The organism is Bacillus sp. YH3-2-B2, assembly GCF_053663335.1.
Genome location: NZ_JBSJQE010000001.1, coordinates 194,673 through 219,295, shown reverse-complemented (window position 1 = coordinate 219,295; position 24,623 = coordinate 194,673). Strand labels below are relative to the sequence as shown.

28 protein-coding genes and 1 riboswitch are annotated in these 24,623 nt (G+C 48.6%); of the genes, 15 read left to right on the top strand and 13 right to left on the bottom strand.

Features of this window, described 5'->3' with window-relative positions:
* Positions 1 to 123 precede the first annotated feature (123 nt).
* A complete protein-coding gene (gene fosB, locus ACWJJX_RS01225; protein ID WP_454022668.1) occupies positions 124 to 546 on the top strand; it encodes a metallothiol transferase FosB in 423 nt (140 codons plus the stop codon).
* A 108-nt stretch (positions 547 to 654) separates the two neighbouring features.
* Here fosB and ACWJJX_RS01220 read toward each other — a convergent pair whose 3' ends face one another.
* Positions 655 to 963 (bottom strand): metal-sulfur cluster assembly factor, encoded by a 309-nt coding sequence (locus ACWJJX_RS01220; protein WP_003155088.1) that lies wholly within the window; start codon positions 961 to 963, stop codon positions 655 to 657.
* 62 nt (positions 964 to 1,025) lie between these two features.
* On the bottom strand, positions 1,026 to 1,793 hold the full coding sequence (locus ACWJJX_RS01215; protein WP_007409140.1) for a prolyl oligopeptidase family serine peptidase: 768 nt from the start codon (positions 1,791 to 1,793) through the stop codon (positions 1,026 to 1,028).
* A 120-nt stretch (positions 1,794 to 1,913) separates the two neighbouring features.
* Here ACWJJX_RS01215 and ACWJJX_RS01210 point away from each other — a divergent pair, with 120 nt between their 5' ends.
* The 3 genes from ACWJJX_RS01210 (at position 1,914) to ACWJJX_RS01200 (ending at position 3,158) form a co-directional block, all read left to right on the top strand.
* Entirely contained in the window at positions 1,914 to 2,726 is an 813-nt protein-coding gene (locus tag ACWJJX_RS01210; protein ID WP_014304770.1) for a Cof-type HAD-IIB family hydrolase, read from the top strand.
* Between the two features lie 85 nt (positions 2,727 to 2,811).
* Positions 2,812 to 2,961, top strand: coding sequence for a hypothetical protein (locus ACWJJX_RS01205; RefSeq protein WP_003155094.1), 150 nt, complete (start codon positions 2,812 to 2,814; stop codon positions 2,959 to 2,961).
* A complete protein-coding gene (locus tag ACWJJX_RS01200; protein ID WP_003155097.1) occupies positions 2,961 to 3,158 on the top strand; it encodes a DUF3813 domain-containing protein in 198 nt (65 codons plus the stop codon). The genes ACWJJX_RS01205 and ACWJJX_RS01200 overlap by 1 nt, the downstream gene beginning before the upstream one ends.
* A gap of 37 nt (positions 3,159 to 3,195) precedes the next feature.
* Here the strand turns inward: ACWJJX_RS01200 and ACWJJX_RS01195 are convergent, their stop codons facing one another.
* Entirely contained in the window at positions 3,196 to 3,657 is a 462-nt protein-coding gene (locus ACWJJX_RS01195) for a BsuPI-related putative proteinase inhibitor (protein WP_025851989.1), read from the bottom strand.
* 14 nt (positions 3,658 to 3,671) lie between these two features.
* The gene (locus tag ACWJJX_RS01190; protein ID WP_003155101.1) at positions 3,672 to 4,514 is read right to left on the bottom strand and encodes a YitT family protein; all 843 of its coding nucleotides are present in this window, start codon (positions 4,512 to 4,514) and stop codon (positions 3,672 to 3,674) included.
* A 125-nt stretch (positions 4,515 to 4,639) separates the two neighbouring features.
* Here ACWJJX_RS01190 and ACWJJX_RS01185 point away from each other — a divergent pair, with 125 nt between their 5' ends.
* Complete coding sequence (locus ACWJJX_RS01185) at positions 4,640 to 5,491, top strand: DegV family protein (protein ID WP_024085110.1); 852 nt, start codon at positions 4,640 to 4,642, stop codon at positions 5,489 to 5,491.
* Between the two features lie 48 nt (positions 5,492 to 5,539).
* Complete coding sequence (locus ACWJJX_RS01180) at positions 5,540 to 5,662, top strand: hypothetical protein (RefSeq protein WP_003155105.1); 123 nt, start codon at positions 5,540 to 5,542, stop codon at positions 5,660 to 5,662.
* A 60-nt stretch (positions 5,663 to 5,722) separates the two neighbouring features.
* On the opposite strand, the gene ACWJJX_RS01175 is transcribed toward ACWJJX_RS01180, so the two are convergent.
* The 3 genes from ACWJJX_RS01175 to ACWJJX_RS01165 form a co-directional block, all read right to left on the bottom strand.
* Positions 5,723 to 7,372, bottom strand: coding sequence for a methyl-accepting chemotaxis protein (locus ACWJJX_RS01175; RefSeq protein WP_077722043.1), 1,650 nt, complete (start codon positions 7,370 to 7,372; stop codon positions 5,723 to 5,725).
* Positions 7,369 to 8,346: a BMP family lipoprotein gene (locus ACWJJX_RS01170; RefSeq protein WP_265210065.1), complete on the bottom strand. Its 978-nt coding sequence runs from the start codon at positions 8,344 to 8,346 to the stop codon at positions 7,369 to 7,371. The genes ACWJJX_RS01175 and ACWJJX_RS01170 overlap by 4 nt, the downstream gene beginning before the upstream one ends.
* Positions 8,347 to 8,517: 171 nt before the next feature.
* On the bottom strand, positions 8,518 to 9,414 hold the full coding sequence (locus tag ACWJJX_RS01165; RefSeq protein ID WP_169539338.1) for a CvfB family protein: 897 nt from the start codon (positions 9,412 to 9,414) through the stop codon (positions 8,518 to 8,520).
* 99 nt (positions 9,415 to 9,513) lie between these two features.
* Between ACWJJX_RS01165 and ACWJJX_RS01160 the strand changes: the two genes are divergently transcribed.
* The 4 genes from ACWJJX_RS01160 (at position 9,514) to ACWJJX_RS01145 (ending at position 13,506) form a co-directional block, all read left to right on the top strand.
* Positions 9,514 to 10,005, top strand: coding sequence for a YajQ family cyclic di-GMP-binding protein (locus tag ACWJJX_RS01160; protein ID WP_012117263.1), 492 nt, complete (start codon positions 9,514 to 9,516; stop codon positions 10,003 to 10,005).
* Between the two features lie 100 nt (positions 10,006 to 10,105).
* A riboswitch (SAM riboswitch) is annotated at positions 10,106 to 10,228 on the top strand.
* Between the two features lie 89 nt (positions 10,229 to 10,317).
* Entirely contained in the window at positions 10,318 to 12,159 is a 1,842-nt protein-coding gene (locus tag ACWJJX_RS01155) for a bifunctional homocysteine S-methyltransferase/methylenetetrahydrofolate reductase (protein WP_046559476.1), read from the top strand.
* Positions 12,160 to 12,240: 81 nt separating this feature from the next.
* Entirely contained in the window at positions 12,241 to 12,681 is a 441-nt protein-coding gene (locus ACWJJX_RS01150; protein ID WP_007409151.1) for a GNAT family N-acetyltransferase, read from the top strand.
* Between the two features lie 198 nt (positions 12,682 to 12,879).
* The gene (locus tag ACWJJX_RS01145; protein WP_454022667.1) at positions 12,880 to 13,506 is read left to right on the top strand and encodes a pentapeptide repeat-containing protein; all 627 of its coding nucleotides are present in this window, start codon (positions 12,880 to 12,882) and stop codon (positions 13,504 to 13,506) included.
* A gap of 7 nt (positions 13,507 to 13,513) precedes the next feature.
* Here ACWJJX_RS01145 and pdxR read toward each other — a convergent pair whose 3' ends face one another.
* Positions 13,514 to 14,956: a MocR-like pyridoxine biosynthesis transcription factor PdxR gene (gene pdxR / locus ACWJJX_RS01140; protein WP_278071718.1), complete on the bottom strand. Its 1,443-nt coding sequence runs from the start codon at positions 14,954 to 14,956 to the stop codon at positions 13,514 to 13,516.
* Positions 14,957 to 15,081: 125 nt separating this feature from the next.
* Here pdxR and ACWJJX_RS01135 point away from each other — a divergent pair, with 125 nt between their 5' ends.
* Together ACWJJX_RS01135 and ACWJJX_RS01130 are read left to right on the top strand one after the other, a co-directional pair.
* On the top strand, positions 15,082 to 15,690 hold the full coding sequence (locus tag ACWJJX_RS01135; protein WP_058906696.1) for a LysE/ArgO family amino acid transporter: 609 nt from the start codon (positions 15,082 to 15,084) through the stop codon (positions 15,688 to 15,690).
* 54 nt (positions 15,691 to 15,744) lie between these two features.
* Complete coding sequence (locus tag ACWJJX_RS01130; RefSeq protein WP_454022666.1) at positions 15,745 to 16,239, top strand: DinB family protein; 495 nt, start codon at positions 15,745 to 15,747, stop codon at positions 16,237 to 16,239.
* A 45-nt stretch (positions 16,240 to 16,284) separates the two neighbouring features.
* Here ACWJJX_RS01130 and iolG read toward each other — a convergent pair whose 3' ends face one another.
* From iolG to ACWJJX_RS01115, 3 genes are all read right to left on the bottom strand, one after another.
* Positions 16,285 to 17,316, bottom strand: a complete 1,032-nt coding sequence (gene iolG / locus ACWJJX_RS01125) for an inositol 2-dehydrogenase (RefSeq protein WP_156735216.1) — start codon at positions 17,314 to 17,316, stop codon at positions 16,285 to 16,287.
* A 225-nt stretch (positions 17,317 to 17,541) separates the two neighbouring features.
* Positions 17,542 to 18,567: a LacI family DNA-binding transcriptional regulator gene (locus tag ACWJJX_RS01120; protein WP_454022665.1), complete on the bottom strand. Its 1,026-nt coding sequence runs from the start codon at positions 18,565 to 18,567 to the stop codon at positions 17,542 to 17,544.
* 35 nt (positions 18,568 to 18,602) lie between these two features.
* Positions 18,603 to 19,466, bottom strand: a complete 864-nt coding sequence (locus tag ACWJJX_RS01115; RefSeq protein WP_025852008.1) for an AraC family transcriptional regulator — start codon at positions 19,464 to 19,466, stop codon at positions 18,603 to 18,605.
* 122 nt (positions 19,467 to 19,588) lie between these two features.
* Here ACWJJX_RS01115 and ACWJJX_RS01110 point away from each other — a divergent pair, with 122 nt between their 5' ends.
* Complete coding sequence (locus ACWJJX_RS01110) at positions 19,589 to 20,956, top strand: MATE family efflux transporter (protein ID WP_003155121.1); 1,368 nt, start codon at positions 19,589 to 19,591, stop codon at positions 20,954 to 20,956.
* A 35-nt stretch (positions 20,957 to 20,991) separates the two neighbouring features.
* Here the strand turns inward: ACWJJX_RS01110 and ACWJJX_RS01105 are convergent, their stop codons facing one another.
* Complete coding sequence (locus tag ACWJJX_RS01105) at positions 20,992 to 21,732, bottom strand: squalene/phytoene synthase family protein (RefSeq protein WP_173612630.1); 741 nt, start codon at positions 21,730 to 21,732, stop codon at positions 20,992 to 20,994.
* A gap of 85 nt (positions 21,733 to 21,817) precedes the next feature.
* A complete protein-coding gene (gene asnB / locus ACWJJX_RS01100) occupies positions 21,818 to 23,659 on the bottom strand; it encodes an asparagine synthase (glutamine-hydrolyzing) (RefSeq protein WP_165408886.1) in 1,842 nt (613 codons plus the stop codon).
* 175 nt (positions 23,660 to 23,834) lie between these two features.
* On the opposite strand from asnB, the gene ACWJJX_RS01095 reads away from it, so the two are divergent.
* Positions 23,835 to 24,377 (top strand): DUF2777 family protein, encoded by a 543-nt coding sequence (locus ACWJJX_RS01095; RefSeq protein WP_326360331.1) that lies wholly within the window; start codon positions 23,835 to 23,837, stop codon positions 24,375 to 24,377.
* A gap of 35 nt (positions 24,378 to 24,412) precedes the next feature.
* On the top strand, positions 24,413 to 24,592 hold the full coding sequence (locus ACWJJX_RS01090; protein WP_229873590.1) for a hypothetical protein: 180 nt from the start codon (positions 24,413 to 24,415) through the stop codon (positions 24,590 to 24,592).
* Positions 24,593 to 24,623 lie beyond the last annotated feature (31 nt).

Genomic DNA, 24,623 nt, shown 5'->3' with positions numbered 1-24,623 from the left:
CAGGCATAAAAAATACACAGAAATCCCTAAAAATGATTTTTTAGTCAGTATATAATCGATATATATGCAGATGTATTACCAAAGGGATTATTTAAAGCAAAGATGTTAAATGAGGTGGGGAAAATGAACATAAAAGGGATCAATCATCTTCTTTTTTCTGTTTCAGATTTGGAAAAATCTATAGAATTTTATGAGAAAGTATTTCATGCACAACTCCTGGTTAAAGGACAAAAGACAGCATATTTTGATCTGAACGGGCTTTGGCTTGCACTTAACTTAGAGGCGGATATACCAAGAAATGAAATACATAAATCCTATACGCATACAGCCTTTACAATTGACCCAAAAGATTTTGATGCAATACATCAAAGGTTAAAAAATCTAAATGTAAATATATTAAATGGGCGTCCTAGGGATAAGCAAGATCAAAAGTCAATTTATTTTACTGATCCCGATGGACATAAATTTGAATTCCGCACAGGTACACTCCAGGACAGACTGTCCTATTACAAAAAAGATAAACCTCATATGAAATTTTATATATAAAGGTTTGTTTGCAATCCAAAACAAGCCCTCACTGTCGCTTATATGCAGACAAAAGAAAAGCACCTCCAAACTTTAGGATGTACCTAAAATCCGGGGTGCATTTTCTTATTACTGAATCCCTAATGCGATTTTTGCGTAGCGTGACATTTTGTCTCTTGTCCACGGCGGATTCCAGACGATGTGGACCTCCGTCTCTTTTACATCCGGAATGTCGGCGAGCGCTTTTTTCACCTCGTCGACGATGATCGGAGCGAGCGGGCACCCCATTGATGTCAGTGTCATCGTAACGTGCGTCAGGCCGTCGTCATCCATATCAACGTCGTATACAAGGCCGAGATTGACGATATCGACGCCGAGCTCAGGGTCAACAACCTGCTCCAAGGCGCCCATGATGTTTTCTTTTAATGCTTCTTCCACGTTCCATCACTCCTTTTTCCTCAGTATAACGTAAAAGCGGCTTTTGTTAACACCTTTGTGCTTTATAAATGCTTATCGAACCAGGCGACGGTTTCTAAAACGGCGTATCTCGGGACTTTATGATCAGCCCGTTCGTCTTTCAGAAACTGAAGATGGTCGGGCCGGCTGCTGTAATGAGGTTTAATCGTTTCATAAAATCCGCGGGTCGGTGCATACGGAACGACTTTGTCTTGAACACCGTGCCAGAACAGCAGCGGGCGGCTGCGGAGTTTTTCCGGTTCCAGACTGAGATCGAACGGTTTGAGCCGCGCAAACAGTTCATCGACCTGTTCTTTTGTGACGTCAATGTCGATGTCCTGCTTTTGAATGTGGTCAATCTGCTGCTGAAAAAATGCCGTATAGTTCGGACTTCCCATCAGACTGACGCCGGCTTTGACCCAATCATACGCGGCCATCGCGCCGAATGTCGTAATTCCGCCCATTGACGTCCCCGCAAGACCGATCCGCCCGTCTTCAATCAGACCGCGCGCTTCAAAATCCTTTTTCAGCACGTCAAGCTCCTCGATTTCATTTAAGACAATGTCCCAAAAATGGACGGCGAGCTCTTCTGCTGACAGCTGTTCAGCGCGTTCACCGTGGTAAAGAGCTTCCGGCAGCACGGCTCTGAAACCCTTTTCAGCAAGCAGGTAAGCGAAATGAAGATTATGCTCCTTCGCGCTTGTAAAACCGTGAATAAAGAAAACAAGGGGAGCGGGACGGTCCCGATTTTCTTCTTTTACAATATGTAAAAACGGAATGCCTGATACGGTTTGATGATCAATAAGAATCACGTTGACTCCCTCCTTAGGATAACCATAATCATAAGTGTAACATGTAGACAATAAAGATGGTAAAAAGCTACACTGTACATAAGAGAAAAACAGCAAATTATATGACAAAAGGAGTTATTTATGGAGACAAAACCTTACCTCATCGCCTTAGATCTGGATGGAACCTTATTAAAAGATGATAAAACCATTTCCCCTGAAACGGCACGGACGATTCAGACGCTGAAAGAAGCGGGCCATCATGTCTGCATCTCAACCGGCCGCCCTTTCCGTTCCAGTTCGATGTATTATGACGAGCTTGGGCTGACAACGCCGATTGTCAATTTTAACGGAGCGTTTGTCCACCACCCGAAAGACGAGTCATGGGGACGATACCACACGTCTTTATCTGTCGATGTGGTCAGACAGCTTGCCGAACTTACAGAGACCTACCAAATACATAATGTGCTCGCTGAGATCATTGATGATGTGTACTTCCATTATCATGATGAGCATTTAATTGAGGCGTTTCATATGAATACGGCGAATGTCACATTCGGCGATCTGCGCGAAACGGTCCAAGAGGATGTGACGTCCGTATTGATTCACGCGAAGGAAGAGGACGTCGCGGACATACGCGCGCATTTATCCGATGTGCACGCCGAGGTCATTGACCACAGAAGATGGGCGGCTCCTTGGCATGTGATTGAAATTATTAAACACGGGATGAATAAAGCGGTCGGCCTGAAGAAAATCAGCGACTATTACCAAGTGCCGAGAGAACGGATCATCGCGTTCGGCGACGAAGACAACGATCTTGAAATGCTTCGATTTGCCGGGTGCGGCGTAGCGATGGAAAACGGCACGGATGAAGTCAAACAGGCCGCCGATCGCGTCACGGGTTCAAATGAAGCGGACGGAATCGCCGATTTTTTAAAATCCTATTTCTCCCTGTGAGGTTTTCCCGCTCATAACACAAAGCCTTCCGCCCATACTAAAACAGACGACTCATCTCGTCTAAATATGGAAGGGGGACATTGCAATGGGTAAACGAAACAAATCAAAACGGTTTATTCAGCAAGGCAAGGACTCTGTCAGTCTTCATGACGCAAGATTTCCATATCGGTCTACATTAGAGGAAGCACAGCATGATGCAGCAAAAGATTCGGCTGAAAGGCAGGTTGACTTTTAATGAGAAACGAACTGTTTTCTCAAGCCAAGTCATTTGTCCAGCAGGCCGTCATGATTGCTAACGGTTTCGAGGACGGCGACCAGGAAAAAGCTGTCTCACGCGCCAAAAATGCCGTGTCTTCCGCGTACGCCAATTCGACGGATGCAGAACGTCAGCAGCTGCACCAATTTCAGGATCAGCTGGAGAAATTGCAATAAAAAAAGGCGCCCCGTTTGAGATGAGGGCGCCGCTTTTTTATTTTACTTCAAATGTTTTTACCGTTTTCAGTCTTTTTCCGATCTGATCGGACTTCCCTAAAAATGTCACCGTCACCGTGTATGTTCCCGGACCGGGCACGTTCTTCCACACATCTGAAAAGTCATACGTTTCATTCGGCATTAAGGTCACGGTCTGAAACGCCTGGGTAAACATTTTGTCTTTTGAATAGCGGTACAGTTCTTTGTAATGTTGGTCATGTACGGTCAGTTCGAATTTCTGCCCTGAGCTGAATGTGAAATCGATCGGGCTTTCGCTTTTGTTTTTTAAAGACATTTGAAATTCGATCTGCTGATCTGTCTGCACAGGATTTACGGCTAATTCCGCTTGCTGTTCATTCATCTCTCCGGATACCTCCTCAGCGGGCTCCTTCTGCCCGGATTGACTGCTGCATCCGATCAATAAAATGACCGGTAATAACAGGCCAAACAGCCACTTCATTCTATCCGCTCCTATCAGTCTTTTCTGAAGAAACCAAAGATCCCCGTCGTTTGCACGATGTTTGTGAAGGCTTTCGGGTCGACTTCTTTCACGATTTTCTCAAGGTCATACAATTCGTACCGCGTGATGACGATGATCATCATTTCTTTCTGTTCGTTTGTGTAAGCGCCTTTTGCCGGCACCGTCGTAATGCCTCGGACCATTTTCCCGTAAATCGCTTCTTTGATTTCATCAGCTTTTTTTGTAACGATCATGGCGGTCAGTTTCATGTGGCGCGTGTGAATGGCGTCAATCACCCTTGTTGTGACATACAGAGCGACAAGGGTATATAATGCTTTCTCCCATCCTTGCAATAATCCTGCCGTCAAAATGATAATCCCGTTCAAAATGAAGAAATATGTGCCGACCGGTTTATCCTTCCATTTGGCCAGCACCATCGACACGATATCAAGACCGCCTGTCGAAGCGCCGAATTTCAGCGTTAAACCGATGCCGATAGCTGAGATGACTCCTCCGAATACGGTATTCAGAAGAATATCGTGTGACAGTCTCATTTCCGGGAGAATCCCCATAAAGACGGACGTCAGCGCTACGCTTAATATGCTGTACACGGTGAATGATCTGCCGACTTTCAGCCACCCTAACACACCGATGGGAATGTTTAAGAGGAACATGAGAACTCCTGTCGAAATATAAAAGGGGGCGTATTGATCAACGACGCTTGACAGCAGCTGGGCGACACCGGTAAAACCGCTGGCATATACATTCGCCGGTATCAGGAATAAATTCAGTCCCGCCGCATACAGAAACGCGCCGATGACGACGATTGCTAATTTTTTTACTTGTTCTAGTACCATGGCTTGCTCCTCCGCTCATTTTCATTATTAGCTTTTCCCTTAAAATAAAGTTTTGAACACTATTTTGCCAAATTTATATGATATAGTTGGCATCACTCTCACCAACCGGAAAGAAGGGAATTATGATGACAGTTCACCTTATTGCTGACAGCGCCTCTGACCTGCCGAAATCTTATATTGAAGAAAACCGGATCGGGTTCATTCCGCTGCACGTAACACTTGACGGAAACGAATATGAGGACGCGGTCACCATTCAGGCGGATCATATCTTTCAAGCGATGCGGGAAGGGAAAGTTCCGAAAACATCCCAGGCATCACCGGATACGATAAAAAAAGTATTTTTACAATACGCGGAACTGGGAGAACCGGCGATATACATCTCCTTTTCCTCAGGTCTTTCCGGCACCTATCAGACGGCCGTAATGATCGCCAATGAAGTAAAAGAGGAATTTCCCGATTTTGATTTACGGATTGTAGATTCCAAATGCGCTTCACTGGGCTGCGGCCTCGCGGTGATGCACGCGCAAACACTCTGTGTTAACGGGAATACAATACAAGAAATCGAAACGTCTGTAAAGAACTTTTGCGCACGGATGAAACATATATTTACGGTCGATGACGTCGCCTATCTCGCGCGGGGCGGCAGAATTTCAAAAACGTCCGCTTTTGTCGGGGGGCTTTTGAACATCAAACCGATTCTGCATGTGGATGACGGCAGGCTCGTGCCGCTCGAAAAATTGCGCGGACAGAAGAAACTGTTTAAACGGATTATAGAAATGATGAAGGAAGAAGGCGGCGATTGGGCGGATCAAACCGTGGGAATCAGCTATGCAGATAATGAAGAGACGGCGATTGGGATGAAGGAAATGATTGAAGAAGCGTTCCATCCGAAAGAGATCATTCTTCATTCAATCGGCTCTGCGATCGGCGCCCACTCCGGGCCGGGCACGCTCGCGATTTTTTTCCTGAAGCCATAATTTCAATGCGGGCGGGCATCCTAACGGACAGAAGGGAGGCTTTGCCGCATGAAAGATGATGACAAAAAACCGTTGGACAATAACGCCGTAAATCAGAAAAAGAACCGGCTTGCCGAAAAAAACCGGCAGGCGGGAAAAAACCAGAATTCCAAAAAACCGGACCATCTGTAAAAGCAAAACAGCCCTCTTGTCTTAGAAGAAAGAGGGCTGTTTTTTGCGCACGGATGTCTGTTACAAAGTAAACCGGCGGACCTGATCGTTTAACCGCTCTGTCAGGCTCACCAGATTATTGACGCTTTCCGCCATTTTATGAAAAGAAGACAGCTGCTCAAGCGCGGAGGCAGAAATCTCTTCGCTTCCTGCAGCCGTTTCCTGAACGACGGCGCTGATGCTTTCGGCATGATGCAGCACTTGCTCACCAAGCTGTTTCGATTCGATGATCCGTCCGTCCAATTGAGTAAGCTCCGCCTTAATATGGGCGGCTTTTTGTTCAATATGGGCGAATGATTCTGACGTTTTCTCCATCAGCTCCTGCTGTCTGTCCGCTAAAGCGACGCCGGTCGTGACAGCTCCGGTAATAGATGTGATGCCGTCTTCAATTTGCTTTACCATATCGAAAATCTGCGCGGTCGCTTTGGCTGATCCGTCTGCGAGCTTCCGTATCTCCTCGGCAACGACGGCAAATCCTTTTCCGGCCTCGCCTGCTCTGGCCGCCTCGATTGCGGCGTTTAAGGACAGCAGATTGGTCTGGCCCGCAATGTCGGAAACGGTCTGCGCCATCATACTGATGCCTGCCGCATGCTCTATGAAGAGATCGGCGGCTTCGGAAATCTCTTTTGATGTCTCATTGCTTTTATCAATGGCTTGCTTGGTCTCGGCTAAAGCACCTCGCCCCGCAGCCACCGCCGCAATCGTCTCTTCGCTGCTTCTCGTCGTTTGTTTGGAACGTTCGGCGTTCGCCTTTGAATGTTCATCCATTTGTTCAATGAATTGCACCGCATGCTGCAGATCTTCTGAAATGGTTTGGGAGCCTTGCGCCATTTCTTCCGTCGATACGGACACCTGCTCGGTCATGTCCTTCAGCGTCTGGTTTTCCTTCGTCAAACCTTCCGCAAAAGTCTCGACTTCACGGCCGACCTCTCCGATCGCCTGAATTAAGGTGCGGAGCTGTTCAGCCATCATTCCGAATGAGTCATTCAGCTCTTTCAGTTCGTCCTTCCCTTTATAATCAAGCATTTCAACAGCAAGGTTCCCTCCTGCAATACGGCGGGCATTTTCAGCCATGCGGCGGATCGGCCCTGCAATTCTCTTCGTCAGCCTGATGGAAGATATGACGGTGACGGCAAGTATCACGATGGTCAGCACGGCTGCGCTGTAAACGATAAACTGAATCTGGTCAGCCGTCTGCTTCTGCATGTCTTCATAGTGATCCCGGCTTTTCAGATTCAGCATATAAATATCATTCAGAAGACCGTTGATGCGGGCCGCCGTCCTTGTCGCTTCAGCCGGGCTTTTCGAATCAAGAGCAGCGTCCGCCTCCGCCTGCCACGATTCGTATTTTTTGGCGAGTTTGTCATAAGCGGCTTTGTCCGCATCGTCCCTCATCGTTTTTTTGAGCGCCGCCAGTTTGTCTGAGCTGCTTTTCATATAGCTTCGTACATCTTCTTTCTGGGCGTCTGCGAGCGTATAGGAATAGCCGGTGATGCTTTCTTTTAACGTATTAAGGTCAGCTTTTGCTTCCTGGACGTTTAACAGCGTGTCCACTTCATCTTCATTTGAAGCCTGAATCTTCATCATGTTTACGATGGTAAAGCCGATGACGGCGGCGAAGCAAATCATCGTAACGGCTGCGTTAACGAGCAGCCTTGTCCGTAATGTCACTTCAAATCGCCTCCTTTTTCAATCAGACTGTTTTTCATATCCGTGATCTTTTTCGTCAGCCCGCCTGCGTTTTTGACAACTCTGATCTTGGCTAAGTCCATGCCGTTTTCCTTCAGTCCGTAAACGATCTCACCGCTTTTGATCTCCTTGTTGTCTTTTAAATCTTTCGCCAATTCATAGATGACATGGTCGACGTTTTTCACTAAAGAAGAGATAACGGCGTGCTCGGCGGTGTAATATTGATCGCTGTCAACACCGATGGCGTATACTTTTCGCGCCTCCGCTTCTTTCAGTGCGCCGACACCCGTGAAGCCGGCCGCCGTAAACAGGACATCGGCTTTTTTTCGGATCATGTTTTGGGCGATGCGCTTCCCGAGCTTATCATCATCAAACGTACCGCTGATTTCCGACAGCACGCGGATGTTCGGTTTGACTGATTCCGCGCCTTTCAGATAGCCTTTCTTAAACCGTTTAATGACATCGGCATCTGAACCGCCGATAAATCCGATCGTGCCGGTTTTGCTCGTCATAGCCGCCAGCGCTCCGGCTAAGAAGCTTCCTTCATCCTCTTTAAACGTGACGGAGGTGACATTATCCAGGTCTGATACGGAATCAATCAGCACAAACCGCTGCTTCGGATATTTTTTGGCGACCTTTTCTAAATCCGCCTGCATGCTGTAACCGAGCCCCACAACAACATCATTGCCTTCCCGGACAAGCTGGGTCAGTCCTTTTTCGTACGTACCGGTGTCTTTTATTTCTCTGTAATCAAATGTGATGCCGAGCTCGTCTCTTGCTTTCATCAAACCTTGAAAGCCTGAATCATTAAATGATTGGTCGCCGAGGCCGTTGTCTGTCAGCATGATGCCGATTGTTTTCGTTTTTTCGGCCGCCGTCTCCTCGGATTTGCCGGCACATCCCGCCGTGCTGAGCGCAAGCAGCAGTACAGCCGCAAATATCGCCATTTTTCTCATTGAAACTCTCCTTTTGTTTTTTTCTATAGTTATATATCGGTTCGGATGTCAGAATATTTTATTTCAATAAAATATGTATGTTCGGCAGGGTGATAAACAAATGAGGGATATAGGAGCTTTTGAGAAAATAAAAAACACCGGTTTTGGTTCACCGATGTTTTTGCAGAAAATTTATTGTTTTTCGTATGTCCAGCCGTCTTTCTGATACACTTTGCCGTTTTTCATCAGGTGCCCGAGCGCCCGCTTAAAGGCGGCTTTGCTTAAATGAAACCGTTCGCGGATATCGTCAGGATCGCTTTTGTCTCCGTAAGGCATCGCGCCGTTTCTTGATCTCAGATAGGTCAGAATCTCCTCCGCGTCAACCGAAAGCGCATCCTGCTTTCTCGGCAGCAGGGACATGTTGACGGAGCCGTCTTCCTTCACCTCGATGACACGCCCCGTCACGCGGCTGCCGAGTCTCGGCTCTTCTTTTCTTTCTGAAGGGTGAATAAACGCGCGGATGCCTTCATCGGTTATCAGAAAAGAGCCTGATGCGATCAGTCTGTACACCGTGCCTGTCAGGTCTTTATTCATGACGTCTTCCTCTGCATCCGTAAATAATTCACTGATGATATCCTCAGGCGCCGGCTTGGCAAACATGCGTCCGCGGCTTGTCACCTTCAGCATGCAATACAGTCTGTCGCCTTTTTGCGGCCAGACGGATTTGTACGGAGGCAGGTGCTCCGTTGCGACGAGCGCGTCTTTTGACAGACCGACGTCGACGAATACGCCCATATCCTCCACAGCGTCCGTCACTTCCACCCATCCGTAGTCATAAAAGCTGATAAGCGGCTTTTTCATCGTCGCCGCGAGTCTTTCCTGATGATCGACGTAAATAAATACGTCCACTTCATCTCTGTCTTCAATATCCTCTGTAATTTCACTGTTATGTAAAAGAACCGTATCCTCGCCGTCGGTTAAAAAATAACCGAAATCGGTTTGGTGATCTATACTAAGCGTGAGCTGCTGCCCTGGTCTCATGTTATCGTCCTTCCTGATTCGCCCGTATGGGGCTGATGTTTTTCTCATTTTTTCCAATATGCATAAATTCATGCTTTATGCAGTTGGACATTTCTCTTTATTCTACTATAATCAACTCATAAGTGAAATGTTATAGGAGGTTTTCTCATGGCAAAAGAAAGTTCTTTTGATATTGTATCCAAAGTTGAATTTCCCGAAGTGCAGAATGCGATTCAGATGACGCTGAAAGAAATCGGCACGCGCTATGACTTTAAAGGATCGAAAAGCGATGTAACTTTAGAAAAGGAAGAACTTGTCCTGATTTCTGATGACGAGTTTAAACTGAATCAGCTCAAAGATGTGCTGAGCGGCAAGCTGATCAAACGGGACGTGCCGACGAAAAACATTGAATACGGTAAAATCGAAAATGCCTCAGGGGGCACGGTGCGCCAGCGCGCGAAGCTTGTACAGGGCATTGATAAAGACAACGCCAAAAAAATCAACGCTGTGATTAAAAACTCCGGCTTGAAGGTCAAGTCGCAGATTCAGGACGACCAAGTGCGCGTCACCGGAAAAAATAAAGATGATCTGCAGCAGATTATTGCAGCCGTCCGCGGGGCAGACCTGCCGATTGACGTTCAATTTATTAATTTTAGATAAATTATGTGATTCCTATTGATTATTGTCTCTATTTTCGGTAAATTTGGAGAAAGGGATTTTCACAGTTAAGTTTTGGAAACCCATGACAATTATATGAACGTTCTTATCAAGAGAAGCCGAGGGACTGGCCCGACGACGCTTCAGCAACCGGTGTAATGGTTTAACCCAAACCATGACCAAGGTGCTAAATCCAGCAAGCTAAAAACAGCTTGGAAGATAAGAAGAGAGACAAATGATTACAAAGTCTTCTTCTTAAGAAGACTTTTTTTATTTCTCTTTTTTCCTTGCTGAATGTGACGAAGGAGGCAAACAATGGGACTATTACAAGACTTAAAAGAACGGATTTTAATCGGAGACGGCGCGATGGGCACTCTCCTCTATTCCTACGGCATTGACAGATGTTTTGAGGAACTGAACGTATCAAAGCCCGAGGAAATCAAGCGGATACATAAGGCTTACGTCGAAGCCGGGGCAGACATCATCCAGACAAATACGTACGGCGCGAATTTTATTAAGCTCTCAAGATACGGACTTGAGGATGAAACGAAAAAAATCAATCAGGAGGCGGTCAGAATCGCGCGCGCTTCCTCAGACGGCGCTTATGTATTGGGAACGATGGGCGGCATCCGCACCTTTAACAAAAACGCCTACAGCCTGGAGGAGATTAAACGCAGCTTTCGGGAGCAGCTTTATTTATTGCTTCACGAAGAGCCGGACGGTCTGCTCCTGGAAACATACTATGATTTAGAAGAGGCGCGCGAAGTGCTGAAGATAGCGAGAAAAGAAACGGAACTTCCGATTATGCTGAACGTATCCATGCACGAACAGGGCGTGCTGCAGGACGGAACGCCGCTTCGGGAAGCCCTCAGGTCAATTGCCGATCTCGGCGCTGACATAACGGGAATCAATTGCCGGCTCGGCCCGTACCACATGATTGAAGCGCTCACCGAAGTGCCGATTTTCCGTGACGCTTATTTATCGGTCTACCCGAACAGCAGCCTTCCGTCTTTAGAAGAAGGCCGGCTTGTGTATGATACGGACGATGCCTATTTCCGGGAGAGCGCCGTACAGTTCCGCACTCAGGGCGCGCGCATTATCGGCGGCTGCTGCGGTACGACGCCAAACCATATCAGAGCCATGGCTGAAGCGGTCCGCGGACTTTCTCCCGTCACTGATAAAGAAGTGAAAATCAGACGGGAAGAAGAAGTCATCTCCGTCCGGAACGAACGGACCGAGCCGGGTTTAAACGAAATCGCCGCTCAAAAACGGTCAATTATCGTAGAGCTTGACCCGCCGAAAAAATTGAATTTTGACAAATTTCTGCAAGCGGCGGCTGAATTAAAAGAAACCGGCATAGAAGCGCTGACGCTTGCCGACAATTCATTGGCGACACCGCGGATCAGCAATGCCGCCTGCGGTTCATTGCTGAAAGAGCGCCTTGATATCCGTTCTCTCGTTCACATTACATGCAGAGACCGCAACATCATCGGCCTTCAGTCACATTTAATGGGGCTGGATACGCTCGGGCTTACCGACATTTTAGCCATCACGGGTGATCCTTCAAAAATCGGCGACTTTCCGGGGGCTACCTCCGTCTATGATTTAACGTCCTTTGACTTGATCAGGCTGATTAAGCAATTCAACGAGGGCATTTCTTTATCAGGGAAACCGCTCGGCAAGAAAACGAACTTTTCCGTAGCCGGAGCATTTAATCCGAATGTCCGCCATCTTGATAAAGCAGTAAAACGGCTGGAGAAAAAAATCGAGTGCGGAGCTGACTACTTCGTGTCCCAGCCTGTCTACTCGGAGCAGCAGCTCATTGACATTCATCATGAAACGAAACACCTCAAAACACCGGTGTATATCGGAATTATGCCGTTAACGAGCAGCCGCAATGCAGAGTTCATTCATCATGAGATCCCGGGCATTAAGCTGTCAGACAGCATCCGGGAAAAAATGGCGCTCGCCGGCGAAGACAAGCAAAAGCAGAAAGCCGAAGGCCTCGCCATCGCCAAGTCGCTTCTCGACACGGCGTGCGAACTGTTTAACGGAATTTATTTAATCACCCCGTTTCTCCGTTCTGATTTGACATCAGAGCTTGCAGCTTATATTAAGCAAAAGGATGAAAAGCGGGCTGATGTATATTTGCATTGACGCGGAAGAGGCCGCCTGATATGACAGGCGGCTTTTTCATGGTACGATACAGAAAAAGAATCAAACAAAGGAGGATTTTTTATGGTTGAAGTAAAACCCATCACCGCAGAAGACACATACGCCATCAGACACAGCGTGCTGCGCCCCCATCAGACGATTGAGGATTGTAAATATGATCAGGACAGCGTCAAAGGAGCATTTCATCTCGGAGGTTTTTACGACGGGACATTGATCAGCATCGCTTCTTTCTACCCGCAGAACCAGCAGGCTTTACAGGCGGCGCCCGCCTACCAGCTGCGCGGCATGGCAACGCTTGAAGAATACCGGACGCAAAAAGCGGGAAGCACGTTAATCGCCTATGCGGAACGGAAACTGGCAGATATGGGGGCTGCGCTTGTCTGGTGCAACGCCAGATGCCACGTGAAGGGATATTACGAAAAGCTCGGCTGGAAAAGCACGGGCAGCCCCTTTGACATACCCGGCATCGGCCCGCATGTGATCATGTATAAAGAACTCGCCTGAAACAGACAAAAGCCCTTGGGGACATGTCTCTAAGGGTATTACCTTGAATGTCACGTCTGCTTTTATATGCGACACTATTGACGCCCTCCCGCTTTTTTAATACCCTTTGTACATCACGCAACAGCAAGGTTGGCAGGCAGAAAGCGATATCTGCCAATTGCCGATTTCAGCTATTATGTTTAGAAAAGGGAGTATGAGATGAATACGATCCAAAAACCGAAAATCCCGAAAGAATTGCCGGTGCTTTCTTTCACTGAAGCGCTTCAGGATGAGGAGCTCAAAGAAGTCATCATTGAAAACGGCATCGTAAACGGCAAACTGGACGGCCTGCGTGCCGAAAAAGTCATTTTCAGAAACATCGTTTTTACGGATATCTCTTTCAGACATATGGAATGTACGGATGTCCTGTTTGAGAAATGCGATGTCTCAAACGCTGATTTCAGCGGAAGCATCATCCATAGAACGGCGTTTCAGCATTCAAAACTTCTCGGCTTGAATCTGGCGGATTCCGCCATGCGTCATGTACGGTTTGAAGACTGCCTCGCAAATTACAGCTCCTTCAGCTATTCCAATATGAAGCATGTCCGTTTTGACTCGTGCGGCCTTTCAGAAAGTGAGTGGAATGATGCCGTTCTTGAATACACAGATCTTGACGTCTGTGATTTGAACGGCGCAAACTTCATCGGCACGTCTCTTTTTAATATGGATATCAGCACGTGCACATTTGATCATCTGCATGTCTCGCTTGATAAGCTGAAAGGATGCCGCATCTCTCCGGCGCATGCCGTTACATTCGCAGAAGCGCTCGGCGCCATTGTGACGTGATCTTTTATTAAACGAAACGGCGGGCAATGTCCGCTATCGTTTGAATGCCTTTTTCCAAGTCCGGTAAAGATGCGTACGAATAGGAAAGACGCAGGCTTTGCCGGTCTTCGGGAAGATAGAGAGCTCCCGGATTGATCAGCACGCCGGCCTCCAAGGCACGGATGAAAAGCGTCTGAACGGTGAATGCTTTATGGAAGGTGACCCAAATATAAAAGCCCCCCTCCGGCACACGCCACTCCGCAATATCTCCCGCGTATCTTTCAAGAAAACGCAATGCCGCATCTCTCCTGATTTTGAGTTCCTTTCTGAGACGCAAAAGACGCTCTTCACAGCGGCCGCTTGACAGCCATTGACATGCCGCCCATTGAGATAAAGCGCTGGAGCCGTAATCCGTCTGCATTTTAATATCGGCGAGCCTGTCTGCAACCGGCTCAGGGGCGACGACCCATCCGATGCGCAGACCCGGGCTTACGGTTTTTGACAGCGTGCCGATATACAGTACATTCCCCTCACCGTCCATGGATTTTAACGGAGGCGGCGGTTCTTTATCGATCCATATATCACCGTATGCGTCATCTTCAATGACAGGCAGACGGTGATTTCTTGCGAGCGCGATGAGTTCCTTCCGCCGCTTGAGTGACATTACCGTTCCGGTCGGATTATGGAATGACGGAATGGTGTACAGCAGCCCCGCTTCGTATTGCCGACGGTAAGCGGGAAGATGATCCGTTTTGATTCCGCTCTCATCCATCGGCACTCCCTTAAGCCTGACGCCCGCTGATTGAAACACACGCAGGGAATGGAGATACGACGGGTTTTCAGTCAGCATGACGGAGTTTGGTTTTAGCAGCCCGATTGAAATGAGCTGAAGCGCCTGCAGCGCGCCTGAGACGATTACGATGGATGCCGGGGACGCGTGAATCCCCTTTGTTTTCAAATGTTCCGCGACGCTTTGCCGAAGCTGCAGGCTGCCCTTCGGTTCTTCATAGCCGAGCGCAAAAATGTTAGTTCCCGCTTCACGGAACAGTTCGCCCATCTCCTGCTCAGGCAGCAGCTCTTGACTCAGCTCACCCGTCCCCAGCCTGATCAGATCCGGACGCGGCTCGTTTTGATTAATGGCCTGAATCAAGGATGAATTCGGCTGATGACTCCCCGATGTAACGTACGTGCTCCAATCAAGGGGCTTAGCCGCTGCCATGATGCTCCACGTATTGTTGACGACCTTTGTGCCTCCCCCTCTTTTTCCTTCCAGAAGACCTTGGGCGATTAACTCATCAACTGCTGCCGTCACTGTGCTTCGGTTGACCTGAAGCTCCTCGGCGAGCTTTCTTTGTGAGGGAATTTTCGTGCCAATGGTCCATTCGCCATGAAGTATTTTTTCTTTTATATGCTGTTCGATCTGGAGATAAAGCGGTATGTGCGACTCCCGATCCGGACGCCAGCTGTTCATACGTCATCCCTCCTTCTTTATTTATTATACATTTGGCTGGTTTAAGTACCAGCCAAATGGCCGGAGACATCAGCACACAGTGCGGCTACAATGAGATGTAGTTGACGATTGGAGGGTTTTACGATATGAATGCCATTCTTCACGGAGTGATGCTCGCTTTCGGCCTTATTTTGCCATTGGGCGCGCAAAACGTGTTTATTTTTCAGCAGGGAGCCTGGCAAAAACATGTGTGGCAGGCGTTTCCCGCAGTGATTGCCGCGGCGGTATGCGATACGATTCTCATCAGCGCGGCCGTCGCAGGCGTGTCAATGATTATTGCAGAGATTCCCGTTTTTCAGACCGTCATGCTTATAGGCGGCTTTTTGTTTCTCAGTTTTTTAGGCTGGCAGACTTGGAGAAGCAAACCGCAGGCCGAACAGGCGAAAAAAACAGTTTTCACGGCAAAAAAACAGGCGGTCACGGCCGCCATGGTATCCCTTTTGAACCCGCATGCGATTTTGGATACTGTCAGTGTCATCGGCACAAGCTCCGCCGCCTATCCGGGAATTGATAAATGGCTGTTTGCCGGTGCTTGTATCATGGTTTCCTGGGTATGGTTCGCCGGACTGGCATTCGCGGGACGGCTCGTCCAAACGGCGGATACAGGCGGCCGGCTCCTCGGCATCCTGAATCAATGCTCGGCATTGGTGATGTGGGGTGCTGCTTTTTATTTTGCGGCGCTTTTGTTTCGATAAAAGGAATTCGGCCAGGTCATGTTGAATGTACCGGTAGGAAGAGGGGGAATTGGAATGTCAGACATTTTAAAGCTGTATCACTACCACAGATGGGCAAATGAGCAAGTTATTCAGCATCTGAAGACCCTGCCCGCGGCAAGCTTACAGCAGAAACTGGATAGTGTTTTTCCGACTGTGAACGCCGTGCTTGTGCATATATACCGGGCGGATTACATTTGGCTTCACGTGCTTTACGGAGAAACTTACGAACAAATCGTCTCGCAGTTTGATCAATTTGAAAAGCTTGACGGAGATTTTGAGGCGGTTGAACATAGAATGACTGAACTGGACAAAGAATACAGCGAATTTTTAAGAGACTTGGAGAACACGGAAGGCCCGATCTCCATTTCTCATCCGCGCATGGGAACGCTCCAGACGACATATGCCGATGTGATCCGGCATATTGTGAACCACGGCACATACCATCGCGGCAATATAAGCGCGATGCTTCACCAAATGGGCTATAAAGGTGTGCCGACTGACTACATTTTTTTCTCATACGAATCATAAAAAAGCAAAGGCCTCCCGTGCCTTTGCTTTTTCACTTCGAATCTATCATAATCCGGCATAGTTGGGGGCGCCCGGGGTAAGCTTTACAGGCCTTCCGGTTTTAAAAGATTCCGTCGCGGCGATCCCGATTTCTAAGTTAATCGCGGCATCGATGTCTGTCACAATCGGCGTTTCCCCTTTTTTCACACATTCGGCAAAGTGCTCAAGCTCCAGACGGTAAGCGTCTTTAAAGCGGGCTTGAAAATCCGGAATAATTTCGTAGCTGCTGCCTGACTCCGTTAAAATGGTGACATGGCTGTTCCGCAGCGTGCCGACTAAAATGCTTCCCGCCGTCCCGATTATTTCGGCGCGGATGTCATGGCCGTACGGAGAATTTCGGCTTGCCTCCACATCGCCGGCCGCGCCTGAATCAAACTCAAGATACGTTAATGCCTGATCGACATCGCCGCACTCCTCCATGAACGGGTGCTTTAAAACCCTCCCGTGCCCGCTCACGGACGTAACCTCGGCATTCATGAGATATCTTGCGATGTCGTAATCATGAATCGAGCAGTCAATGAAAAGCCCTCCGCTATGTTTGATAAATTCCGCGGGCGGTGCGCCTTGATCTCTTGTAAATCCTTTATAATAAATGGGTCTGCCGATTTCCCCGGCGTCGATTCTTCTTTTCGCGTCGGCGTATGCCGGATCAAACCGCCTCATAAAACCGACCTGGCAGATGACGTCCGTTTCTTCGATTTTTTTCATGACTTTAATCGATTCCTCAAGACTCAGGGTGAGCGGCTTTTCAACAAAGATATGCTTGCCGTTTTCAGCAGCCTTCATGATCATTTCCGCATGTGTGCTTGTCGGCGTGACAATGATGACGGCGTCAATCGTGTGATCTTCCAGCAGTTCATACGGGCTCTCCGTCCATTTGGCGATTCCTAATTCTTTCGCACACGCTTCCGCCTTCCCCTTCATCGGGTCACAGACGGCCGCAAGCTCGGCTCCCCGCACTTCGCCGGCTAAATGCTTCGCATGAAAATACCCTAATCGTCCTAATCCCAGCACCGCACACCTGACTTGATCTGTCATCTATCACCGCTCCTTTTTTCTTGAGGCCGCATGCCGCAATGGCGCAAGCGGTTTCTCTTATTAAACAGAAATCATTATTTTGAAAGCGCTTTATTTACAACTCAAGCTGTTTGCTTTCTTTGCTTGCAATCCGCAGTATTTGCGCAAGCGCTTTCTCAAAAGCTGTTTTAATTTTACAATGCTTTTCGCTCGTTTGACAATGTTTTTCACAGAAAAAAACGCGCCTTATCGCTGAGGGCGCGTTTTTACCGGTGCCGTAGAATGCCTGATGACGAGTTCCGGAGATAAAATGATTTTGCTTTTTGTTTTTTTCTTCCCTTGAATCTCATCAATGAGAAGTTCAACGACACGCCGCCCCATTTCGTGGATCGGCTGAGAAATCGTCGTGAGCGGCGGTGCCGTCATTTCAGCGAGAATGGTATTGTCAAAGCCGATGACGGACAAGTCTTCCGGCACCCGAATGCCCCGGGAGCGCGCCGCCTGTATCGCCGCACATGACAAGACATCATTAAAGGCGAAAACGGCGGTCGGAAGGTCTCTGTCAAACAGCTCGCCCGCTGCCTGTTTTCCGCTTTCCAGCGAATATTCCGTCGGTATGACCAGCGATTCATCTAGTGTCATCCCCGCTTCCCGCATCGCTTTTTGAAAACCTTTGATTCTGTCTCTTTCACCCGTGGTCGAACCGTTTCCGACGATACAGGCGATTCTTTCATGGCCTAAAGATATGAGATGCTCAGCCGCCGTATAGCCGCCGAGAAAGTCATCGATAATGACGACGTCCATCGGCGCGAGCGGTTTATCCTGCGTAATCATCGCAAGCGGGATGCCCGATTTCACAATATCATCAAGCGCCGTGACGCTGTCATCATGATCAAGTCCCGTCGCGAATATAATGCCGTCCGCCTGCTTCTGCCGCAGCATCGAAAAATACTTCGTTTCTTTTTCAGGCTGATAATCGGTGCTGCAGATAATGATATGAAACCCAAGTACACCGGCGCTGTCTTCAATGCTTTTCGCCAGTTCCCCGAAAAACGGGTTTGAAATGTCCGGGGTGATCAGGCCGATCATATTCGTCTTTTTGCCCGTCAAAGCGGATGCGTGAACATTCGGATGATAGTCCATCTCCTCCATGACACGGAGCACCATCCGGCGGGTTTTGTCACTGATCCTCCCCGTATTGTTGATGACCCGCGAGACGGTCGAGATGGAGACGCCCGCTTTTTCGGCCACGTCGTAAATTGTCATTTTCATGCTTACCGATCCCTCTTCTGTTCTCTGGTATTAGGTCAGTCCGTTTTCCGGCTTACGAATTTGCGGTATTCAAGCGGCGAAATGCCTTCAATCTGTTTAAACAGTTTGGAAAAATAGGTTGGGTCCTCCATGCCGATGGCGTCCGCGATCGACCCCATTTTGTCATTGGTTGCGGACAAAAGACGTTTCGCCTCCGTCATTCTGACTTTGTTCGTATACTGGCCGGGCGTGACGCCGAGCACCTGCTGCATGCAGCGGGTCACGTAGTCTTGGTTGTAATGAAGAGCCGAAGAGAGCGCTTTGATGGTTGTTTTCTCCTGATAGTGCTCCTGCAGGTACCGGGCGGCCTCCCATGCGACTCTTTCCTTTGCGGACGGGATTTGGAACGCTTCTTTCTGAAGATGGAGCAGCAGCTCTTCAAACAGAATCTGCTTTCTGAGCGGCAGGTCGGAGTTCTCGGCGCTTTCATCTGTCAGCACACTGAATTGCCCGGCCATAAACTGCGGGCGTCTCACCTTCCCTTTTTGCGGCAGGGACAAGCGGTAGCGGGACGGCTCTTCAAAGCTCCCTTTTTTTCGCCTCAGCTCCGACCAGTTGTTCCCGGTGGTTTCCGTCACCTCATAATCCGCTCCTTCAAAATGAAGCCACGAATAGGATGTCGTTTCTTCACTGCCTTTTGTTCCGTAATGTTCAAGCCCGGGAGAAAGCAGAATATATTCTCCCGCTTCAACGGAAAAGGCGTTTTCGTCTTCTGTAATGTAGAGGACGCCTTCTTTCACATACAGCAGATCAAACACCGGGAAGACCCGTCTCACATGGGTTTCGCCTTTTTTGAACACTCCTTCTCCCGCAGCGATAAAGACCGGGAACGGAGGGACTGTGAACTCGAGAAAGGACATATTTCCGGCCCTCCTTTTTAAGTCGGATTTTTGCAAGAAGTTTCGTTTCTCTCCCTTTTTATTATAAGAAAATGGAGGTACACTTTTAAACGTTGATTTTTTCAGGAAAGGGGTTAAAAGAAATGAAACAAGCGATTTTAAAACGGGCTGCATTCAAACAATCCTCTGATCACAAACTCTCATTATACGCGCTGACTTGGCCGATATTTATTGAGGTTTCATTATATATGTTTATGGGAAACGCCGACACTCTTATGCTTAGCCAATACTCTGACAACAGTGTGGCGGCCGTGGGTGTCAGTAATCAGATTTTAAATTTAATTATCGTGATGTTCAGCTTTATCGCTACGGGTACGACAATTGTGATTTCACAATTTTTAGGATCTAAACAGAAAAAAGAGGCGCAGGAAGTGGCTTATGTATCAATAGGAGCGAACTTTGTCATCAGTCTCGCCATCAGCGCCGCCATATTTTTTGCGGCCGTTCCGCTGCTTCATGTGATGGGTCTTTCCAATGAATTGATGCCGGATGCCAAAGTCTTTTTGCAGGTGGTCGGCGGGCTGTCCTTCATTCAGGCTTTGATTATGACGTTCAGCGCCATTTTAAAAAGCTACGGTCATACGAAGGATACGATGTTCGTTACGATCGGGATGAATATTTTAAATATTGCCGGAAACTTTCTTGTCATTTTCGGGCCGCTCGGCCTTCCGGTGTTAGGCGTCGCCGGTGTTGCGATGTCAACGTCCTTTGCGCGGATCATCGGGCTCATCGCGATGATTGTGATCGTCAAAAAACGCATCGGACTCGGTCTGACATGGCAAAAGATTTTTCACGTCCATAAAGAGCACTTGCGGAAACTCCTGAAAATCGGGATTCCGTCTGCCGGCGAACAGCTGTCTTACAACATTTCACAAATGGTTGTCACTTATTTTATCGCCATTATGGGCGCTCAGGCGCTTACAACAAAGGTTTATACACAAAACATCACCATGTTTATCCTGCTGTTCGGAACAGCGATCAGCCAGGGCACACAGATTTTGATCGGCAGATATATCGGCGCCAAACGGTTTGACGACGCTTATGACCGCTGCATGAAAAGTCTGTACTGGGCGCTTGGCATTGCCGCTTTGACATCCGTGATCATGACCTTGTTTTCAAAGCAGCTGATCGGAATTTTCACAAGCAGCCCTGACATTATTGCGACGGCGAGCATGCTGATCGCCATGACGATCATTCTTGAGCCCGGCCGTTCATTTAATGTCATTATCATCAACTCGCTGCGGGCTGCCGGAGATGCAAAATTCCCCGTCTACATGGCGATGATTTCCATGTGGGGTATCGGACTGCCTCTCGCTTATCTGTTCGGCATCCATTTCGGATTGGGGCTTATGGGCATCTGGATTTCATTTATCGCGGATGAATGGGTCAGAGGCATTCTTATGTACAGAAGATGGCGGTCGCGGATTTGGATTCAAAAAGGGATTGCATAAACGCCCGGAGCTTCGTTAAGAAGCCGGGCGTTTTTTTATGCTTGCGAAAGCCGTTTTCTCATGTCACCGAGCTCTGACCGGTAATGTGCCAGCAAACCGGTAACGGCAGGCCTTGAGTATAACGGAAACAGCTCCAGCTCTTCAGACGCCTCCTCGAAATACGCCTCGGCCTCAAATGCGATGTACTCCCATACATTCATAAAAGCTTTGTTGACGGTATGGCTCTCCAGCTCTTCTTCCGTATAGCCGAATTGCTTCATCACCTGGCGCGGGAGACGCTTTTTCGCCCGCTCATCCGTATGGACCCCCAGAAGCACCCGGGTCAGCTGAATGGCTGCTCCTAATGAAACGGCTGCATGGCGGAGTTTCTCTTGGTTCCGGCGCGCGCAAACCGGCAGCAGAAGCAGGCCGAGGGCTCCGCCTGTTTGGCCCGCGTACATCAGCAGGTCATCAAACTCTTGATACGTTACTTTTTCTCTGTCAGAGATGTGGCCGGCGATAAACTCACGCAACGGCTCTTCTTCAAGCGCAAATTGCTGCCGCACATCGGTGAGCGCCTCCCACAAAAAGCCGTCGGCGCGTGCCCCGTTCAGAAAGTCTTGTGCCGCCTGTTCAAATCCTCCAAGTTCCTGCACATCAAGCCGATCAGCTTCGTGAAACAAAGCAAGCACCACCCATGCGGCCCGCCTGTTTTTTGGCGGCAGGGATGAGAAAGTCCGTTTATATAAAGGAAAGTGCGCCTCGGCAAGCTGGGCGCATGTTTCATATTCGGTCATGGTATCACTCCTCTGTTTTTTAGTGTACCATATGTTTCACAATAAAAAGACCGATATCCTTCAGCGGAAACCGGTCGCGGCACTGTTATTCTTCTATATCGATACGGTACGCCTCAAACCATGTATGGATCTGGGCAAGATGGGCGATCAGCTGCGGGCCTTTCATCAGCTGGCCGAACCACGGCACCTGAAAAGATGAACCTTCTGTCTCCAGCAGCATTTCCAGCTTCTTTCTGTCAAGCAGGGTGTGAAGCACGGAATCTTTCTGTTGCAAAATCGTTTTCAGCCATTCTGTGACCCCCTGCGTGTATTTCGGGTGATGCGTTTTCGGATAAGGGCTTTTTTTGCGGTACAAAATATCTTCAGGAAGCAGTCCTTCAAGCGCTTTCCGCAAAATGCCTTTTTCCCGGCTGCCATGCATTTTCATTTCCCAAGGAATATTCCAAACGTATTCCACAAGTCTGTGGTCGGCGAACGGCACCCGTACTTCAAGACTTGCGCCCATGCTCATGCGGTCTTTGCGGTCGAGCAGATTGGTCATAAACCAAAGCATATTTAAGTAGAACAGCTGCCGTCTCGCTTTATCTGTTCCCGTCTCACCGTCTAACAGCGGCGTTTCCGCAATGGTTTCTTCATATCTCGCATTCACGTATTCTCTAAGATTCAGCCGTTTTTGCCACTTTTCATCCAAGAGCGTGACCCTCTCCTCAGTCGACCTCATCCAAGGAAATCCGTCTTCTTCTGCCGCGGTGTGAAACCACGGATATCCGCCGAAAATTTCGTCCGCGCATTCTCCGGAAAGACTCACGACAAAATCTTTTTTAATTTCCCGGCAGAACCATAATAGCGATGAATCAACATCAGCCATGCCCGGCAGGTCTCTGACGAGAACGGATTCCTCCAGATGTTCAACCAGCTGATCCTGCGTAATCACGCACTTATGATGCTGTGTGCCGAATGCATTTGTCATTTTATCGATCCACGGGCCGTCATCATTCGGCTGAAAGGCGCTCGCTTTAAAAAATTTGCTGTTCTCCTCATAATCAATTGAATAAGTATGAAGGGGATCTCTTCCTTGTTTCTCAAAATGAGCGGCGGCTATCGCGGTTATCGCGCTCGAATCAAGCCCCCCTGATAAAAACGTGCAAACCGGCACGTCAGATACGAGCTGGCGTGTCACTGCATCCTGAAATAAGTACCGAATGTGAGCGGCGGTTTCATCGAAGCTGTCTGTATGCTTTTCGCTCTTTACATTCCAATAACGCCATATGGACAAACCGTCCTTTGAGAAAGTGAACGCATGGGCGGGACGCACCTCGTAAATTCCTTTAAACACCCCGCAGCCCGGAGTTCTGGACGGCCCGAGTCCGAATACTTCCGCAAGTCCGCCGCTGTCTGTGCGGGCTTTCACATCAGGATGAGCAAGGATGGCTTTCAATTCCGACCCAAACAGAAAGGAAGAGCCGTGTTCTTTATAAAAAAACGGTTTGACGCCGAGCCGGTCTCTTGCCCCGAAGAGCCGCTTGCGCTTTTCATCCCAGATGGCAAAAGCGAAAATACCGTTCAAGCGGTCCACGCACTCCTCCCGCCACTCAATATAGCTGTGCAGCAGCACTTCTGTATCAGAGGTCCTCTCAAAACGGTGGCCCCTCGCCTGAAGCTCCTTCCGCAATTCCTCCGTGTTATACAGCTCGCCATTATAAATGATGGTGTACGTTTCCTCTTGATGCGTGCAGGCCATCGGCTGGCGGCCGCCTTCAATGTCAACGACCGAAAGTCTTTTATGTCCGAATAAAACATGGGGCTCTCCCCAGACGTTTGAATCATCAGGCCCTCGTTTTGAAAGAGTGTCTATCATATTGTTCATAATATGTTTCTCTTGGACGAGCTGCTTTTGAAAATCGACCCAACCCGCAATTCCACACATGTGATATCAGCTCCAATCCCGTTTCTGTCGGTTTCAAATTCGTTTCTATCAGCACTTTACCCAGTTTATGCAAAGAAACGCAGATAGTTGATTTGTCCCACTAAGACTTGTATGAGACAAGCCCGATTTGGAAAGAACGGAAGAGAAGAAACAAACAAAGGAGACCGGCACGGTTATGAAACGAAAACAGCTTTTCTCAGAAAAAAACAAATGGGGGCGCGGCACCCTGATGATAGAGGACGGCATCTGCCTCGTCGAAAACGATGAAGGCGATATCCTGCTTGCAGACAGTCTAGGAAACGCAGCCGTATTGATGAAACACGACGGCCGATGGCAGCCGGCACGGATTTGCGGCGGTGCGGCCGAAATCGGCGCAGACACCATCCCCCTGCTCGGCGGGGAAGAAATCCGTTATGAAAAAGCGGTCAAACGGCCGCTGTTAACCTTGCTCGATTCGCTGGACGATGAAACGTTTCTGCTGTTTCTCAGCCATCTGCACGGGTTCGGCCTGTCTGTATATGATTGCGTATTTTCCTACAATCAGGCGCTGTTTTCCGGTGAAGGCGTTTCGTTTTATCACTTCTCGGCGGATGACGCACAATGCGCCCTGCAGCATCACCGCGGCAGCTCGGGTAAACACGACAGATTTGAATGGACGGCATCTGACGGGCGGCGCTCCATTATGTATTCAGCGGCAAGACAAGACGGCACCGCGTAACAAACAGGCGGCACCTTTTAAATAGGTGCTGCCTGATGTATCCAGCTTTGTTTTTCACGCTGATTGACGAACGGCGTTTGCTTTTACCCTTCACAGCCGTAGCTTTTACGGCAACAAGAGTGATTGATGCTTTTGGCATCCTGCACATCTCCTTCGCCTCATCAACATCCCCCTGTCACGGCATTTCTCATTCAGCGGCACAGTTGCGCAACTAAAAAACCCGGATGCATCCGGGTTTTTCAAGCG

Bases quoted from the DNA above. Each gene is read 5' to 3' on its own strand.
- ACWJJX_RS01155 (WP_046559476.1), top strand. From the start codon at position 10,318: ATGGGACTATTACAAGACTTAAAAGAACGGATTTTAATCGGAGACGGC.
- fosB (WP_454022668.1), top strand. From the start codon at position 124: ATGAACATAAAAGGGATCAATCATCTTCTTTTTTCTGTTTCAGATTTG.
- ACWJJX_RS01185 (WP_024085110.1), top strand. From the start codon at position 4,640: ATGACAGTTCACCTTATTGCTGACAGCGCCTCTGACCTGCCGAAATCT.
- ACWJJX_RS01145 (WP_454022667.1), top strand. From the start codon at position 12,880: ATGAATACGATCCAAAAACCGAAAATCCCGAAAGAATTGCCGGTGCTT.
- ACWJJX_RS01135 (WP_058906696.1), top strand. From the start codon at position 15,082: ATGAATGCCATTCTTCACGGAGTGATGCTCGCTTTCGGCCTTATTTTG.
- ACWJJX_RS01205 (WP_003155094.1), top strand. From the start codon at position 2,812: ATGGGTAAACGAAACAAATCAAAACGGTTTATTCAGCAAGGCAAGGAC.
- ACWJJX_RS01165 (WP_169539338.1), bottom strand. From the start codon at position 9,414: ATGAGAAAAACATCAGCCCCATACGGGCGAATCAGGAAGGACGATAAC.
- ACWJJX_RS01110 (WP_003155121.1), top strand. From the start codon at position 19,589: ATGAAACAAGCGATTTTAAAACGGGCTGCATTCAAACAATCCTCTGAT.
- ACWJJX_RS01200 (WP_003155097.1), top strand. From the start codon at position 2,961: ATGAGAAACGAACTGTTTTCTCAAGCCAAGTCATTTGTCCAGCAGGCC.
- ACWJJX_RS01115 (WP_025852008.1), bottom strand. From the start codon at position 19,466: ATGTCCTTTCTCGAGTTCACAGTCCCTCCGTTCCCGGTCTTTATCGCT.
- ACWJJX_RS01095 (WP_326360331.1), top strand. From the start codon at position 23,835: ATGAAACGAAAACAGCTTTTCTCAGAAAAAAACAAATGGGGGCGCGGC.
- ACWJJX_RS01090 (WP_229873590.1), top strand. From the start codon at position 24,413: ATGTATCCAGCTTTGTTTTTCACGCTGATTGACGAACGGCGTTTGCTT.
- ACWJJX_RS01130 (WP_454022666.1), top strand. From the start codon at position 15,745: ATGTCAGACATTTTAAAGCTGTATCACTACCACAGATGGGCAAATGAG.
- pdxR (WP_278071718.1), bottom strand. From the start codon at position 14,956: ATGAACAGCTGGCGTCCGGATCGGGAGTCGCACATACCGCTTTATCTC.
- ACWJJX_RS01195 (WP_025851989.1), bottom strand. From the start codon at position 3,657: ATGAAGTGGCTGTTTGGCCTGTTATTACCGGTCATTTTATTGATCGGA.
- ACWJJX_RS01180 (WP_003155105.1), top strand. From the start codon at position 5,540: ATGAAAGATGATGACAAAAAACCGTTGGACAATAACGCCGTAAATCAG.
- ACWJJX_RS01160 (WP_012117263.1), top strand. From the start codon at position 9,514: ATGGCAAAAGAAAGTTCTTTTGATATTGTATCCAAAGTTGAATTTCCC.
- ACWJJX_RS01120 (WP_454022665.1), bottom strand. From the start codon at position 18,567: ATGAAAATGACAATTTACGACGTGGCCGAAAAAGCGGGCGTCTCCATC.
- ACWJJX_RS01150 (WP_007409151.1), top strand. From the start codon at position 12,241: ATGGTTGAAGTAAAACCCATCACCGCAGAAGACACATACGCCATCAGA.
- ACWJJX_RS01190 (WP_003155101.1), bottom strand. From the start codon at position 4,514: ATGGTACTAGAACAAGTAAAAAAATTAGCAATCGTCGTCATCGGCGCG.
- ACWJJX_RS01105 (WP_173612630.1), bottom strand. From the start codon at position 21,732: ATGACCGAATATGAAACATGCGCCCAGCTTGCCGAGGCGCACTTTCCT.
- iolG (WP_156735216.1), bottom strand. From the start codon at position 17,316: ATGACAGATCAAGTCAGGTGTGCGGTGCTGGGATTAGGACGATTAGGG.
- asnB (WP_165408886.1), bottom strand. From the start codon at position 23,659: ATGTGTGGAATTGCGGGTTGGGTCGATTTTCAAAAGCAGCTCGTCCAA.
- ACWJJX_RS01210 (WP_014304770.1), top strand. From the start codon at position 1,914: ATGGAGACAAAACCTTACCTCATCGCCTTAGATCTGGATGGAACCTTA.
- ACWJJX_RS01170 (WP_265210065.1), bottom strand. From the start codon at position 8,346: ATGAGAAAAATGGCGATATTTGCGGCTGTACTGCTGCTTGCGCTCAGC.